13 protein-coding genes are annotated in these 14,140 nt (G+C 70.1%); 5 read left to right on the top strand and 8 right to left on the bottom strand.

Annotated elements, in window-relative coordinates; translation table 11 throughout:
* Window positions 1-76 precede the first annotated feature (76 nt).
* The 3 genes from ACFYXF_RS45275 to ACFYXF_RS45265 all read left to right on the top strand — a co-directional run bounded on the left by ACFYXF_RS45275 (window position 77) and on the right by ACFYXF_RS45265 (window position 3,656).
* Window positions 77-604 (top strand): PadR family transcriptional regulator, encoded by a 528-nt coding sequence (locus tag ACFYXF_RS45275; protein WP_235475137.1) that lies wholly within the window; start codon window positions 77-79, stop codon window positions 602-604.
* A complete protein-coding gene (locus tag ACFYXF_RS45270; protein ID WP_389358975.1) occupies window positions 601-1,293 on the top strand; it encodes an ABC transporter ATP-binding protein in 693 nt (230 codons plus the stop codon). The genes ACFYXF_RS45275 and ACFYXF_RS45270 overlap by 4 nt, the downstream gene beginning before the upstream one ends.
* Before the next feature lie 65 nt (window positions 1,294-1,358).
* Complete coding sequence (locus tag ACFYXF_RS45265) at window positions 1,359-3,656, top strand: FtsX-like permease family protein (RefSeq protein ID WP_389358973.1); 2,298 nt, start codon at window positions 1,359-1,361, stop codon at window positions 3,654-3,656.
* 69 nt (window positions 3,657-3,725) lie between these two features.
* Here the strand turns inward: ACFYXF_RS45265 and ACFYXF_RS45260 are convergent, their stop codons facing one another.
* The 4 genes from ACFYXF_RS45260 to ACFYXF_RS45245 all read right to left on the bottom strand — a co-directional run bounded on the left by ACFYXF_RS45260 (window position 3,726) and on the right by ACFYXF_RS45245 (window position 6,785).
* Window positions 3,726-4,154 (bottom strand): hypothetical protein, encoded by a 429-nt coding sequence (locus ACFYXF_RS45260; protein WP_389358971.1) that lies wholly within the window; start codon window positions 4,152-4,154, stop codon window positions 3,726-3,728.
* A gap of 8 nt (window positions 4,155-4,162) precedes the next feature.
* The gene (locus ACFYXF_RS45255; RefSeq protein WP_389358969.1) at window positions 4,163-4,561 is read right to left on the bottom strand and encodes a roadblock/LC7 domain-containing protein; all 399 of its coding nucleotides are present in this window, start codon (window positions 4,559-4,561) and stop codon (window positions 4,163-4,165) included.
* 23 nt (window positions 4,562-4,584) lie between these two features.
* On the bottom strand, window positions 4,585-5,607 hold the full coding sequence (locus ACFYXF_RS45250) for a MarR family transcriptional regulator (RefSeq protein WP_389358967.1): 1,023 nt from the start codon (window positions 5,605-5,607) through the stop codon (window positions 4,585-4,587).
* 224 nt (window positions 5,608-5,831) lie between these two features.
* The gene (locus tag ACFYXF_RS45245) at window positions 5,832-6,785 is read right to left on the bottom strand and encodes a hydrogen peroxide-inducible genes activator (protein WP_389358965.1); all 954 of its coding nucleotides are present in this window, start codon (window positions 6,783-6,785) and stop codon (window positions 5,832-5,834) included.
* 117 nt (window positions 6,786-6,902) lie between these two features.
* Between ACFYXF_RS45245 and ACFYXF_RS45240 the strand changes: the two genes are divergently transcribed.
* On the top strand, window positions 6,903-7,439 hold the full coding sequence (locus ACFYXF_RS45240; RefSeq protein ID WP_389358963.1) for a carboxymuconolactone decarboxylase family protein: 537 nt from the start codon (window positions 6,903-6,905) through the stop codon (window positions 7,437-7,439).
* Window positions 7,440-7,572: 133 nt separating this feature from the next.
* Window positions 7,573-8,511: a M56 family metallopeptidase gene (locus tag ACFYXF_RS45235; RefSeq protein ID WP_389358961.1), complete on the top strand. Its 939-nt coding sequence runs from the start codon at window positions 7,573-7,575 to the stop codon at window positions 8,509-8,511.
* Window positions 8,512-8,571: 60 nt separating this feature from the next.
* On the opposite strand, the gene ACFYXF_RS45230 is transcribed toward ACFYXF_RS45235, so the two are convergent.
* The 4 genes from ACFYXF_RS45230 to ACFYXF_RS45215 all read right to left on the bottom strand — a co-directional run bounded on the left by ACFYXF_RS45230 (window position 8,572) and on the right by ACFYXF_RS45215 (window position 13,656).
* A complete protein-coding gene (locus ACFYXF_RS45230) occupies window positions 8,572-9,927 on the bottom strand; it encodes an AI-2E family transporter (RefSeq protein ID WP_389358959.1) in 1,356 nt (451 codons plus the stop codon).
* 131 nt (window positions 9,928-10,058) lie between these two features.
* Complete coding sequence (locus ACFYXF_RS45225; RefSeq protein ID WP_389358957.1) at window positions 10,059-10,772, bottom strand: transglycosylase SLT domain-containing protein; 714 nt, start codon at window positions 10,770-10,772, stop codon at window positions 10,059-10,061.
* Window positions 10,773-11,206: 434 nt separating this feature from the next.
* On the bottom strand, window positions 11,207-12,532 hold the full coding sequence (locus tag ACFYXF_RS45220; RefSeq protein WP_389358955.1) for a PhoH family protein: 1,326 nt from the start codon (window positions 12,530-12,532) through the stop codon (window positions 11,207-11,209).
* A 347-nt stretch (window positions 12,533-12,879) separates the two neighbouring features.
* Window positions 12,880-13,656 (bottom strand): isoprenyl transferase, encoded by a 777-nt coding sequence (locus ACFYXF_RS45215; protein ID WP_389358953.1) that lies wholly within the window; start codon window positions 13,654-13,656, stop codon window positions 12,880-12,882.
* Window positions 13,657-14,140 lie beyond the last annotated feature (484 nt).

Genomic DNA, 14,140 nt, shown 5'->3' with positions numbered 1-14,140 from the left:
GGACGGGCTGAGATGCTCCGACCCTATACACAGTGGGTATACACACCACGTATACCCACTGTGTATAGTCCTGCCCATGTCCATCGGTCACACCCTTCTAGGACTCCTGGAGTCCGGCCCCCGGCACGGTTACGACCTGAAGCGGGCCTTCGACGAGAAGTTCGGTCACGATCGCCCGCTGCACTACGGGCAGGTCTACTCGACGATGTCCCGGCTGCTGAAGAACGGGCTCGTCGAGGTCGACGGGATCGAGGCCGGCGACGGGCCCGAGCGCAAGCGGTACGCGATCACCGACGCCGGGATCACCGACGTACAGCGGTGGCTCGCGACGCCCGAGAAGCCCGAGCCGTATCTGCAGTCGGTCCTCTACACCAAGGTCGTCCTCGCACTGCTCACGCACCGGAACGCCGGTGACATCCTCGACACGCAGCGCTCGGAGCATCTGCGGATGATGCGCATCCTGACCGAGCGCAAGCGCAAGGGCGACCTCGCCGACCAGCTCGTCTGCGACCACGCCCTGTTCCATCTCGAAGCCGATCTGCGCTGGCTGGAACTGACCGCCGCGCGTCTCGACAAGCTCGCTCTGGCGGTGACGGCACGATGACCACTGTTCCTCCCGGTTCCCTGCTCGCCGCGAGCGAGCTGCGCAAGGCCTACGGCCCGACCACCGCGCTCGACGGCGCCGAGTTCTCGATCCACCCCGGCGAGGTCGTCGCCGTGATGGGCCCGTCCGGGTCCGGCAAGTCGACCCTGCTGCACTGTCTCGCCGGGATCGTGCCGCCCGACTCCGGCTCCATCACGTACGACGGGCGTGAGCTGGCCGGGATGGGCGACGCCCAGCGCAGTCAGCTGCGGCGCTCCGAGTTCGGGTTCGTGTTCCAGTTCGGGCAGCTCGTTCCCGAACTGACGTGCGTCGAGAATGTCGCCCTTCCGCTGCGGCTCAACGGGACCTCCCGCAAGGAGGCCGAGCGGGCCGCGCTGTCCTGGATGGAGCGGCTGGAGGTCGACGACCTCAAGGGCAAGCGGCCCGGCGAGGTGTCCGGCGGGCAGGGGCAGCGGGTCGCGGTCGCGCGGGCGCTGGTCACCAATCCTCGGGTGCTGTTCGCCGACGAGCCGACGGGCGCGCTCGACTCGCTCAACGGCGAGCGCGTGATGGAGCTGCTCACCGAGGCCGCCCGGTCGACCAACGCGGCCGTCGTGCTCGTCACGCACGAGGCTCGGGTCGCCGCCTACTCGGACCGCGAGATCGTCGTACGGGACGGCAAGTCGCGGGACATGGAGCGCGTCGTATGAGCGTGCGCAGGGGGCACGTCCCGCGCGAGCGAAGCCGAGCGTGGGGGAGGACGAAGGACCTGGGCATGGGGGTCCGGTTCGCCTTCTCGGGCGGGCGTGAGGGGTGGATGCGGGTCCTGCTGACGGCCGTCGGGGTCGGGCTCGGGGTGGCGCTGCTGCTGCTGACGACCGCCATCCCGAGCGCGTTGTCGACCCGGGGCGAGCGCTCGCACGACCGTGCGAGCATCATGTATGTCAACACGGGGTTGACGAAGGCCGACGACACGCTGATCGTCGCCAAGGCCGACACGACCTTCCGCGCGGAAGAGATATACGGGCGGGAGCTCAACCCCGAGGGGCCACGAGCGCCCTTGCCACCGGGGATCGACGAGTTCCCCGCGGTCGGGGAGATGCTCGTCTCGCCGGCTCTCGAACGGCTGCTGAAGTCGGCCGACGGCAAGCTGTTGCGCGAGCGGCTGCCGGACCGGATCGTCGGCACCATCGGCGACAGCGGGCTCGTCGGACCGGCCGAACTCGCCTTCTACCGGGGGGCCGACGACCTCGCGGAGCACCTCAGCAGCGGTACGGTCACGCGGATCGACCGGTTCGGAGAGCTCCTGGAGACCTCCGAGGCGATGGACCCCATCCTGCTCCTCCTCACCCTCGTCATCTTCGTCGTACTGCTGATGCCGGTCGGCGTCTTCATCGCCACGGCCGTACGGTTCGGCGGTGAGCGGCGCGACCGGCGGCTGGCCGCGCTGCGGCTGGTCGGGGCCGACGGTGCCATGACCCGGCGGATGGCCGCCGGCGAGGCGTTCGCGGGCGCGGCGGTCGGGCTCGTCCTCGGCGCCGTCTTCTTCCTGATCGGCCGTCAGGCCGCGGGTCACATCACCGTCCTCGACATCAGCGTGTTCCCCAGTGATCTGAATCCGGCGCCCGCGCTGGCCCTCCTGGTCGCGGTCGCCGTGCCGGTGGCCGCGGTGCTGGTCACCCTGTTCGCGCTGCGCGGTGTGGTCATCGAACCGCTCGGCGTGGTGCGTACGGCCCGGCCCCCGCGCCGCCGGCTGTGGTGGCGGCTGCTGCTGCCGCTGGGCGGAGTCGCGGCGCTCTACCCCATGATCGGGCAGGGTCGCAGCGGGAAGTTCAACGACGCCCTCGTCATCACCGGTGTCACGCTCCTGCTCGTCGGAGTGACCGCGCTCCTGCCCTGGGTCATCGAGGCGGTGGTCGCCCGGCTCGGCTCCGGCGGCCTCTCCTGGCAACTGGCCGTCCGACGGCTCCAGTTGAGCAGCGGTACGGCGGCCCGCATGGTGAACGGCATCGCGGTGGCGGTGGCCGGGGCGATCGCACTCCAGATGTTCTTCACCGGGGTCTCCGTCGGCTACACGACCGACTCGGACCAGGACCTCAGCCGGGCCCAGATGGAACTCACCCCGTCGGACGGTGTGCCGCTCGTGGCGACGGGCCGACGGCTCGCCGAGACCGAGGGGGTCCGGAAGGTCACCGTGCTGACCCCCGCTACGGCGAGCGAGAAGGCCAAGGACCCGCAGGAGTTCATCGAGGTGACCGTCGGGGACTGCGCGGCGCTGCGCGACGTGGGCCGGCTCCCCTCCTGCCGCGACGGCGACTCCTTCGTCGTGCGGGGCGGCGAGACGTACGACAGGGACTCGCCCGAACTGCTCAAGCCCGGCAGCACGCTGTACGTCAGCGCGTCCTACGACTGGGGCGAGCACCCGCCGGTCGCCTGGACGGTACCGGGGAACATCCAGCAGGCCGGCATGATCGAGGACCCGGCCGGGGTCGAGCGCGGCGGCATCCTCGCCACACCGGGCGCCCTGCCCAAGGAGATCATGGCGAACTCCTCCGGGGTGATCTACATCGGCCTCGACCCCAAGGTGGCGGACGCCCGCGACCTGGTCCGGAACGCGACGGCGCGGATCGACCGTCTCGGCGAGCCCATGACCTGGACGGAGACCAACCGCGCCAAGCGGTTCGACTCGATCCGCACCGGCCTGTTCGTCGGTTCCGCCTGTGTCCTGCTGCTGATCGGCATCAGCCTGCTGGTCTCCCAGCTGGAGCAGCTGCGCGAACGCAGGAAGCTGCTGTCGTCCCTGGTCGCCTTCGGCACCCGGCGGCGCACACTGAGCCTGTCGGTGCTGTGGCAGACGGCGATCCCGATCGGGCTGGGGCTGCTGCCGGCGTCGGGCGTGGGGCTGACCCTGGGTGTGGTGCTGCTGAAGATGACACGCACGTCGGTCCACGTCGACTGGACCGCCGTACTGTCGATGACCGGCATCGGCGCGGGAGTCGTCCTCCTGGTGACGCTGCTGAGCCTGCCGCCGCTGCTGCGGCTGATGCGCGCGGACGGCCTGCGCACGGAGTGACCCTCCCCGCGCACGCCCGCCGACGGGCCCCTCCCCCCGAGGGGCCCGTCGGCGTTCCGCTCGTTCCGCTCAGAGGCTGTACTCCTTGACCACCCGTCGCACCTGGGCGAAGAGCATCCCGACGTTGACCGACTTGCGGCAGACGACCACGGCGACGACGTCCTGCTGCTCGTTCAGCCGCACGAACAGATGGGTGAGGTTCTCGCTGTTGACGAGGATCTCCTGGAAGAAGTGCTGGTCGCTCTGAGTACCCCGCCGTTCCTTGAACACGTCCTCGATCATCACGACCGTACGGCCCTGGAACAGGTCGAGGGTCGCGCCCGCCAGCAGGTCCAGCACCTCGGGCGGATGGTTGTCGACCGTCTCGTAGGAGAGCAGCATCCCGGTCGACATGTCGACCACACCCGAGGCGACACACTCGGGGGCATCGGTACGGAGCGCCTTGACCAGGCTCATGACCTGGTCGGAGAAACCTGTGGTCATGCGTTTCGTCCCCATCCTTTCCTTCACACTCCTTCGGTCGCCACGGAGGAGTCCGTCGCGGTGAGGATCGACCCGATGCGCCGCAGCGCCGGCTGGGTCGCCCGGTGCAGCCGGTCGAGGTCGACACCCTCGTCGCCGAGTACGACCATCAGCGCGGTGTCCCCGACGGCGTAGAAGGCGGCGCAGCCCTGGCTGCCGTAGGTGACCGTCTGGCGCAGGGTGCCCCGGCCGGTCGCCTGGGCGGCCCGGCGGGCGAGGCCGAGTCCGGCGGCGGCGAGGGCGGCGAGGCCCTCGGGGTCGATCGACTCGGCGGTGTCCGCCGCTATCAGCAGTCCGTCGGTGGCTGCGAGGGCCGTGTCGGTGATTCCGTCTACTTTTTCGCGCAGGTCGCGCATTTCCATGGCCAACGCTTTGTGGTCCATGTACTCAACTCCCCTATGGGCTTCTATGAATTTCCATGAGTTCCGTTCCGCAGGCGGAAGAACCCTTTCCAGCTCGTCCCGCGCTTTTCCGGGGCGAGAGATTCGGTGATGCCACTGGCGCCGGGATCCCGGCGGGGCAGTGCGGGAGCAGGACCTTTCGGTACCGGTTGCGCGTCGGAGGCGAGGACGGCGGCCAGCGCGGTGACGACCGCGGGGTCGACGTACGGGGGTGGCACGGGCGGTGGAGGCGGGGGCGGCGACGGAGGAGGTACCGGCGGGGGCGGCGTGCGCTGCCGCAGGCCCTCCGCCGACACCCGTACGACCGGCAGGGGCGCGGCCCCCTCGGCGCACTCCAGCAGCCCGGCCCCGAGCATCCGCGCCACCTCGACCGTCACCGTGTACACCCCCCGACCGGTACGGAACGCGAGGTCACGGGCAGTGCGACGGCCGTCGGCCTCCGCGATCAACTCCCGCTGTACGGGGGTGAGTCGCCCCTCGTCCACGGCGGCCGGCGCCGAACCCGGGGTCGGGCGCTCGCGGTTGGGGCGTACCGGGTGGGGCAGGGCGGCGAGGGCGGCCAGTTTGCGGTTGGCGTCCTGGAGCAGACGGACCGGTCCCTCGCCGACCGGGACGGGGGCCGGCACCTCGGCGCCGGGGTCGCGTTCGCAGGTGTCCACGCGGCCGGCGACGACCGCGAAGACGGCGTCCCGCAGCGCCATCATGCAGACGACCCGTAACTGGGCGGCGCCCGCGTACCCGTGCCTGATCAGCTCCGTGCCGGGCCAGCGCGCTCCCCCGGCCTCGCGCACCAGCTCGGCCCACTCCTCACCGCTGATCCGGCGGGACCGCAGCAGCAGGGCCTCGGGGCCCGGCGAACCCGGGCTCTCGGCGCCGACGACGAGTCCGCGCCGGAAGTGGAAGGTCCCGCCGGGGCTGCCGGCCGCGCGCAGCGCCCCGGTGAACTCCTCGCGCCCGCACTCGGCCAGGGCGTTGAGCAGCACGTGGTAGCCGATCCGGCCCAGGGAATCGGCGGCGGATTCGGACACGGAATCGCGGATGACCGACATCACTCCCCTTGCCATTTCACCTGGGCATTTCGCACATACGCCTGACGCGTAGTACTGAGGGGGTATGTGTATCAGTCCGGGCGCATATTCAGGCCGAGGTCTCGTCACCTGACGGAAGTTGAATTCTCTCGCCACCGAAGCGTCACCGAACGGTCTTTGTTCGACGCTCATTTGACCGAACGGTCACCGGTTCGGTGACCGGTTCAGTCGCCCAGCACCCGTACGGGCAACGGCCGCAGCGCCTCCCGCAGAGCCGCCGCCAGTTCCTCGTACTCCGCGCCCCGCACGGCGCCCGCGCGCATCGCGAGGCCGATCCGGCGGGTCGGGGCCGGGACAGCGAAGCGGCCGGTGCGGAGCCGGTCGCTGCGGCCCGCCTCGACCTCGACGGCGGTGTGCGGCAGCAGCGTCACGCCGAGCCCGCCGGCCACGAGCTGGACGAGGGTGGACAGACCGGCGGCCGTGGTGGTGACCGGGGCGTCCGCGCGCCCGGCGTCGCGGCAGATGTCGAGCGCCTGGTCGCGCAGACAGTGCCCTTCGTCCAGGAGCAGCAGGTCCAGCTCGCGCAGCGCCTCGCGCGGGATGTCCGTATGCCCGCCGAGAGGGTGGTCGAGGGGGGTGACGAGCACGAAGTCCTCGTCGAACAGGGGGAGTTCGAGAATGCCGGGCAGTCCGGTCGGTACGGCGATCAGGAGCAGGTCGAGACGGCCGGTGGTGAGGCCGTCCAGGAGTCCGGCGGTCTGCTCCTCGTGGACCTGGAGGTCGAGGTCCGGGTAGCGGTCCTGGACGAGACGCAGGACGGCGGGCAGGAGATAGGGGGCGACAGTGGGGATCACCCCGAGCCGCAGCGCCCCGGTGAAGGGCGCGCGCACGGCCTCGGCCTCCTCCATCAGCGCGCCGACCGCGTCCAGCACGGCCCGGGCCCGTACGGCGAGCCGCTCACCGGCGGGCGACAGCAGCACCTTGCGGGTGGTGCGCTCGACCAGGGTGACGCCGAGGGCCTCCTCCAGGGCGGAGACGGCACCCGAGAGGGCGGGCTGGCTCATGCCGATCGTGGCGGCGGCGTCCCGGAAGTGCAGGTGGTCCGCGACGGCCACGAAGGCACGCAGCTGGGCGAGACTGGGGCGACGGCGCCCGTCGGTGTTCTTGGCTGCGGCCATGCCCGTACTCCCGACTCCCGACCGATGGTTTGCTGGTGTTCACTGGTCCACTGATAGTTTTCGCGGATCAACACGGAAGAGTGTAGTGATTCGCCCGATCAATGGTGGTGAGTGGGTATGGGCATCGCGGAACTGAGGTCCGCCCTGCCGGACTTCGCGGCGGATCTGCGCCTCAACCTGGGTTCGGTCGTCGACCGCTCCCGGCTCACTCCGCAGCAGCTGTGGGGCACGTTGCTGGTCTCCGCGATCGCGTCCCGCTCGCCGCGTGTGCTGCGCGAGCTGGGCCCGGAGGCCAGGGCGCGGCTCTCGCCGGCGGCGTACACGGCCGCCCGGTCCACCGCGGCCGTCATGGCGATGAACAACGTCTTCCACCGCACCCGCCATCAGCTCTCCGACCCGGAGTACGCCCGGTTGCGCACCGGGCTGCGGGCGAACGTGCTCGGCGACCCGGGCGTCGAGCGGACCGACGCCGAGCTGTGGTCGGTGGCGGTGTCGGCGGTCAACGGCTGCGGCGCCTGTCTGGACGCGCACGAGCGGGTACTGCGCGGGGCGGGTGTCGACCGGGAGACCGTGCAGGAGGCGTTCAGGATCGCGGCGGTGGTGCAGGCGGTCGGCACGACGCTGGACGCGGAGGAGATTCTCGCCGAGCGGTGAGGGGCGAGCGGCGCCGGCGACTGGACGCGGCAGGCGGTACGTCCGACAATGGGCGGACCCTCACCCCGTTCGTCGCCGCCTTCGTCGTACCGGCCGCGAGGACCGTGTTTCTCCGATTGAGGGAGCCACCGCAATGACCGTCGTCCTGGTGCTGATGGCCGCCGTCGCGCTGACGGCCGCCGCCGTCCTGCCGCGCGTGCTGACCCGGGCCGGCTGGCCCGACCGGGAACCGGTGCTGGGGCTGTGGGTGTGGCAGTGCCTGGTCGCCACGGTGCTGGCGTGCTGTCTCGCCGCGCTGCTGCTGGGCGCGACGGCCGCGTTCGGGACCGTACGGGTCCATGCCTTCGCACCGGCGCCGGACGCCGTCACCGCCGCGTACGGGCTGGGGCCCGCGCCCGTCTGGCTGACCGTCCTGACGCTGCTGCTGGCCTGTGGGGCGGCCTGGACGGTCGCCATGCTCGCGCGGGAGCTCGCCGAGGCGCGCAGACGGCGTCGGCTGCGGCGGCTGCATCTGCGGGAGCGGGCGCCGGATCTGCCCGCCGGGTTCCCGGCGGCGCGGGGGCCGTTGCTGGTGTTGGAGGACGAGTATCCCGACGCCTGGCTGCAGCCCGGGCCCACGCCTCAACTCGTCGTCACCACGGGTGCGTTGCGGCGGCTGTCCGACCATGAGCTGGATGCCGTACTCGCCCATGAACTCGGTCATGCGCGGGCCCGTCACGACTGGCTGCTGCATCTGTCGCAGGCGCTGGCGAGTGGCTTCCCGCGTGTTCCGGTCTTCGCGCACTTCCGGGACCAGACGCATCGGCTGGTCGAACTGGCCGCGGACGACACGGCGTCGCGGCGGTGTGGGCACCGTACGACCGCGGTCGCGCTGATCGAACTGAACCGGCATCGGGGTGTGCTGTCCTGCGCGTGTACGCGCGGGCAGTTGGGGGATCGGGTCGAGCGGTTGCTGGCGCCGCCGCCTCGGCTGGACGCGGGGTATCGCGCCGTGGCGCTGTTGGCTGCCGCCCTCGCCCCGTTGATTCCGTTGCTGATTGCTTTGGGGCCTGCACTGAAGGTGCTCAACTGACTTTGCCGGTGGGGAAGCTGCGGGTTCGCTGTGGCTGGTCGCGCAGTTCCCCGCGCCCCTTTACGGGGCCTCCGGCCCCTCAGGGGCGCTCCCCAGGGCCGTTGCTCCCCTTGGCTGCGGGGCGTGGCGTAGGGCCGCCGTCTCCTGGGTGTGGGCCTGGGAGTACGAGTGGAGGTAACTGACGACCGTGTTCGTCACCGCCACCAGGGGTACGGCTACCACCGCGCCGCCGATTCCCGCCACCATGCCGCCCGCCGCCACCGACAGGACCACCGCCAGTGGGTGGACCCGGACCGCGCGGCCCAGGATGAACGGCTGGAGGACGTGGCCCTCGATCTGCTGTACGGCCAGGACCACCACGATGACCAGTACCGCCGTGAAGACGCCCTGCGTCACCAGTGCCACCACGACCGCCAGGGCGCCCGAGGCGACCGCACCGACCAGCGGGATGAAGGAGAACAGGAAGATGAACACGGCCAGCGGGACGGCCATCGGGACGTCCAGGAAGTAGATGCCGAGGCCGATGAAGATGGCGTCGATCAGAGCCACTATCACCGTGCCGCGCACGTACGCCGTCAGCGTGCGCCAGGCTCGTGGGCCCGCGCCGGCGACACCGGGCCGGGCCGCCGCCGGAACCAGCTTCAGCGTCCACTCCCAGATGCGCTTGCCGTCGTAGAGCAGGAAGAGGGTCGAGAAGGCGGCCAGCAGTATGCCTGTCAGCGTCTCGACGATGACGGTGACGCCCTCCAGGCCCGCTGACGTGATCTCGTCCGTGTTGGCGCCGATCGCGTCGCGCAGATTCTCGGCGATCTTGTTGATCTGCTTGTCGGTGACGTGGAAGGGGCTGTTGAGCAGCCAGTTGCGCAGTTCGTCGACGCCGTCCTGGACCTGGTCGGAGAGCTGGTCGGTGTTCTCGATGACCTGCCAGGTCACGAACCAGCCGATCAGGCCCATCACGACGAAGCCGAGGATCGCGGTCAGCGCGGTCGCGGGACCGCGCGGCATGCCCCACCGGGTGAGGCGGGCGACCGTCGGCTGGAGCAGCGCGGTGATGAGCAGCGCCACCACGAAGGCGAAGACGACGAGTTGGACGGCGCTGATGACCCGCATCAGCACCCAGAGAGTCCCCGCGAGGATCAGCAGCCGCCAGCCCGCCTCGGCGGCGACCCGTACGCCCCAGGGGACGACGGAGGCGGGTTCGGGGCGGACGGCGGGTGCTACGGAGGTCGTGGGTGCGGCGGGGGGCTCGTCGTGCTCGGGTTCCGGCGAGGCGGGCGGCGCGGTTTCCGGTGACGGCGGGGACGGGCTGTCGTCCGTGTCGTCCTTCTCCACCTCGGCCCGGCGTTCGTCCAACCGCTCACCCATCTCGGTCAGCCGCGTACCGACCCGGCCGAGCCAATGCGGCACTCGCGACATGATGCGCCCCCGTCCCCCCATCACTCACTCTGCGGTCCGCGTCCGACCGTACATGGCCGAAGCCCCTCACCGAAGGACGGTGAGGGGCTCGGAAAGGTTGAGAGAACTGAGCACGGGAGATGCGGAACGGCTCAGTAGTAGTGGTTGGCCTGCCAGAAGTTCCACGCGCCGCACGGGCTGTCGTAGCGGTCGTTCATGTAGCTCAGGCCCCACTTGATCTGGGTGGCCGGGTTCGTCGCCCAGTCGGCGCCTGCCGAGGACATCTTGGAGCCCGGGAGCGCCTGCACGAGACCGTACGCGTCGGAGCTGGGGTTGTCCGCCTGGTAGTTCCAGCTGGACTCGTGGTCCACGATGTTGCTGAAGCACTGGAACTGGTCGGCCGGGACGATCGCGCGCGCCATCTCCTGGACTTCGGCGATCGTGTACGAGGCCTGCTGGGGGAAGCTGGACGCGTCGCGCGTCGCGGAGCGGCTGGCCGCCTCTTCCGCGGCCTTGCGCGCCTTGGCCTCTTCCTCGGCCTTCTCGGCGGCCTTCTGCTTGGCCACCGCGTCCTTGGCCGCCTGCTTGCGCGCAGACTCCTCGGCGTCCTTCTTGGCGGTGGCGTCCGCGGCGATGGCCTGGACATCGGCCTGCTGCGTCAGGGACGCGGTCTGCACCTGGGCCTGGGAGCCCACGGGTATGTCCGTGAGCAGCGTGGTGTCGCCTACCAGTGCCTCGGCGTCGTTGGGAGTGCCGGTCTGGCCAGAGGCCACACCTGTAACTGCGCCGACAGCGGTGACCGCGGTGGCCGAGGCCACTGCAAGTCCCCGGACCGAAATCCGGCTCACACGGTTTCCTTCCAGCATCGCCCGCTTAGGTGACCCTGGCGGACGCAATCTTGCCCCTGGACGCTGGCCTCCCAACTGCGGGGTCACGGGAGACGCGGGCCCGGTGGGCAACTCCCTTGCGGGGAGCGCCACGTGGTGCACGGGCGGCATACGACGGGGAGTATGGAGTTGACTGTGATGCTGCTGTGGTGCCGTATCGCTGGGGGCACAGATGTGTCGTATGCGGGGCCTGACAGGAGTGAGACTCTAGCCGTACCCGGACGCCGGGTGGCAATTCTGAGTTGAGTGTGAAAGCTCACACCTCGTTTGCCCCAGGTGATTTGAGGAAAGCCGCAGACGCGGAAGCGCCGCCCGGCTAGGCTCTTCGCCTTTGCCGGACGGCGCCAACTTCGGGAACTCCGCGCGCGCTTCAGGAATTCCGTCTACTTCGTTCCACTTCGGGAACTCCCGGGTCAGATCTGCACGTCCTCCAGCATTTCGGTCACCAGGGCCGCGATCTGGGACCGTTCGGACCTGTTGAGGGTGACATGCGCGAAGAGCGGGTGCCCCTTCAGCTTCTCGACGACGGCGACGACACCGTCGTACCGGCCGACTCGCAGATTGTCCCGTTGTGCCACGTCATGGGTGAGAACCACCCGTGAGTTGGCGCCGATCCGGGACAGCACCGTGAGCAGGACGTTCCGCTCCAGCGACTGTGCCTCGTCCACGATCACGAACGCGTCGTGGAGCGAGCGGCCGCGGATGTGGGTGAGCGGCAGCACTTCGAGCATGCCGCGCGCGGTGATCTCCTCGATGACCTCGCGGCTGGTGACCGCGGACAGCGTGTCGAAGACCGCCTGTGCCCAGGGGCCCATCTTCTCGGACTCGGAACCGGGCAGATAGCCGAGCTCCTGCCCGCCGACCGCGTACAGCGGCCGGAAGACCATCACCTTCTGGTGCTGCCGCCGCTCCAGCACCGCCTCCAGGCCGGCGCACAGCGCGAGCGCCGACTTGCCGGTGCCGGCCCGGCCGCCCATCGACACGATCCCGATGTCCGGATCGAGCAGGATGTCGAGCGCGATCCGCTGCTCCGCACTCCTCCCCTTGATACCGAAGACCTCGCGGTCCCCTCGTACGAGGCGGACGTTGCCCTCGGCCGTGACGCGCCCCAGGGCCTTGCCGCGCTCGGACTGGATCGTCAGACCGGTGTGCACCGGCAGTTCGGCGGCCTCGGGGACGTAGGCGTGGCCTTCCTCGAAGAGGAGGTCCACCTGTTCGCCGGCCAGGGTCAGTTCGGACATTCCGGTCCAGCCGGAGGAGCCCGTGATGGCCAGCTCCGCGCGGTACTCCTCAGCGAGGAGCCCGACGGACGAGGCCTTGATCCTGAGCGGCAGGTCCTTCGACACGACCGTGACGTCGTACCCCTCGGCCTGCAGATTGCGGGCGACCGCGAGGATGCGGGAGTCGTTGTCCCCCAGGCGATAGCCGCTTGGCAGCACGCTGGGGTCCGAGTGGTTGAGCTCGACACGGACGGTTCCGCCCAGCTCCCCGATCGGAATCGGGGCGTCGAGGCGGCCGAACCGGACCCGGAACTCGTCCAGCAGGCGCAGGGCCTGCCGGGCGAAGTACCCGAGTTCGGGGTGGTGCCTCTTGGCCTCCAGTTCTGTGACCACGACGATCGGCAGCACGACCTCGTGCTCGTCGAAGCGGTTCAGAGCGCCTGGATCGGCCAGCAGGACGCTGGTGTCGAGAACATAGGTGCGCCGGTCTGGCATACGGCGCTTTGTGCTGGTCACCACGGAAGGACGTACCCCCTCGGATGAGGTCGGGGAGCGACGAAGGAGATCTGGACCGGTCGACGGCCGCAGTGCGCGGGCCGAGAACCGGCCCTCCGCCTGTTCGCCCGTGCTGTGACCACACGGTCGGGCTGGTGCAAAGGGCCTCCCGGGCGGACGGCCCCGTGCCGTCCGCTGAGATACGACACCCGTGGTTCGGGTGTCGACCTGCTTGGCTTATGCCCTCGAACATGCGCCGCCATGCCACGCCGCATGGCGGCGCGCTGGTGAACTCCTTGTTACTTCCGCCCCAAGGGGGGTGACTTTCACCTCATCGGGACATTACGAGCGGGTACGTGCCCGGTCCCGTCTCAGCTGCCGTAACGGCGATGGCGGGCCGCGTAGTCGCGCAGGGCGCGCAGGAAGTCGACCTTGCGGAAGGCCGGCCAGAAGACCTCGCAGAAGTAGTACTCCGAATGGGCGGTCTGCCAGAGCATGAACCCGGACAGCCGCTGCTCGCCGCTGGTCCGGATGACGAGGTCGGGGTCGGGCTGGTCGCTGGTGTAGAGGTGCTTGCCGATCAGGTCGATGTCGACGCTCTCGGCGAGTTCCTCCAGCGAGGCACCCTTGTCATGGGCGTCGAGCATCATCGAACGCACGGCGTCGGCGATCTCCTGCCGGCCGCCGTAGCCGATGGCGACGTTGACGAGTATCCCGCCCGTCACGTGCGCGGTGGCCTCCTCGGCCTCCTTGAGCTGGGTCTGCAGCTGCCCGGGGAGCAGATCGAGGTTGCCGACGTGGTGGACGCGCCAGCGGCCGTCGGCGGCGAGGGAGGTGACGACGTTCTCGATGATCTCGAGGAGCGGCGCCAGCTCCTCCGGCGGACGGTTGACGTTGTCCGTGGAGAGCAGCCAGAGGGTGACGACCTCGACGTCGGTCTCGGAGCACCAGCCGAGGAATTCCTCGATCTTGTCGGCGCCGGCCTTGTGCCCCTGGGCGGTGGTGGAGCCGGCCGCCTTCGCCCAGCGCCGGTTGCCGTCCACGATGACGCCGATGTGCTTGGGCACCTGGTCGTGGTCGAGGTGGCCTTCCACCCTGCGTGTGTAGACCCTGACCAGCAGCCGGCGCAGGTTGTCGCGCAGGTTCACGTGTTTGTCAGCCCCTCCGTACGGATCGGACAGCCGCGGCCGGGCGCATTCCCCTGGCGCGATCCCTGCCCGTTTGGTGGTCCTCGGGGGTGGCGATCCCCGGAGGGGAAGCGTACCGCTGCGGGGCGGGGGGTCCTGCGTCCGGGGGAACGGGCGCCTTGCGGTCCCCGCGAAGGGGGCGGCGGGTTGATGTCCGGGCGATCGGGCGCTCCGGGCGTTCCAGGGGCTCCAGTCGCTCCGAGCGCTCCAGGCACTCCGGGCGAAAGGAGAGCGTCGGTATCCGGCTGCTCCGGGCGGGCACAAAAAACGGGCCGGTCCGTGGGGGGGAGACGGACCGGCCCGAGGGGGGGCTTCCACCATAACCCTTCGTGAGTGATGCCGCGTACATCGGCGCGGAACAACTACTCTCCGAAGTCGTCCGGCAACGCGCGGATGGCCCCCGGAGCCCGTTTTCATGGTGGGATCATGGCCGGAAAACAGCTGA

Source organism: Streptomyces sp. NPDC002680 (genome assembly GCF_042889145.1).
Lineage (GTDB): Bacteria > Actinomycetota > Actinomycetes > Streptomycetales > Streptomycetaceae > Streptomyces > Streptomyces adonidis.
Note: the sequence above shows the minus strand (reverse complement) of the source record. Positions and strands in the feature narration are given on the sequence as shown.

What these genes read in the sequence shown, in the direction of transcription:
- ACFYXF_RS45275 (WP_235475137.1), top strand. Translation starts at nt 77, where the DNA reads ATGTCCATCGGTCACACCCTTCTAGGACTCCTGGAGTCCGGCCCCCGG.
- ACFYXF_RS45270 (WP_389358975.1), top strand. Translation starts at nt 601, where the DNA reads ATGACCACTGTTCCTCCCGGTTCCCTGCTCGCCGCGAGCGAGCTGCGC.
- ACFYXF_RS45265 (WP_389358973.1), top strand. Translation starts at nt 1,359, where the DNA reads ATGGGGGTCCGGTTCGCCTTCTCGGGCGGGCGTGAGGGGTGGATGCGG.
- ACFYXF_RS45260 (WP_389358971.1), bottom strand. Translation starts at nt 4,154, where the DNA reads ATGGGGACGAAACGCATGACCACAGGTTTCTCCGACCAGGTCATGAGC.
- ACFYXF_RS45255 (WP_389358969.1), bottom strand. Translation starts at nt 4,561, where the DNA reads ATGGACCACAAAGCGTTGGCCATGGAAATGCGCGACCTGCGCGAAAAA.
- ACFYXF_RS45245 (WP_389358965.1), bottom strand. Translation starts at nt 6,785, where the DNA reads ATGGCCGCAGCCAAGAACACCGACGGGCGCCGTCGCCCCAGTCTCGCC.
- ACFYXF_RS45240 (WP_389358963.1), top strand. Translation starts at nt 6,903, where the DNA reads ATGGGCATCGCGGAACTGAGGTCCGCCCTGCCGGACTTCGCGGCGGAT.
- ACFYXF_RS45235 (WP_389358961.1), top strand. Translation starts at nt 7,573, where the DNA reads ATGACCGTCGTCCTGGTGCTGATGGCCGCCGTCGCGCTGACGGCCGCC.
- ACFYXF_RS45230 (WP_389358959.1), bottom strand. Translation starts at nt 9,927, where the DNA reads ATGTCGCGAGTGCCGCATTGGCTCGGCCGGGTCGGTACGCGGCTGACC.
- ACFYXF_RS45225 (WP_389358957.1), bottom strand. Translation starts at nt 10,772, where the DNA reads ATGCTGGAAGGAAACCGTGTGAGCCGGATTTCGGTCCGGGGACTTGCA.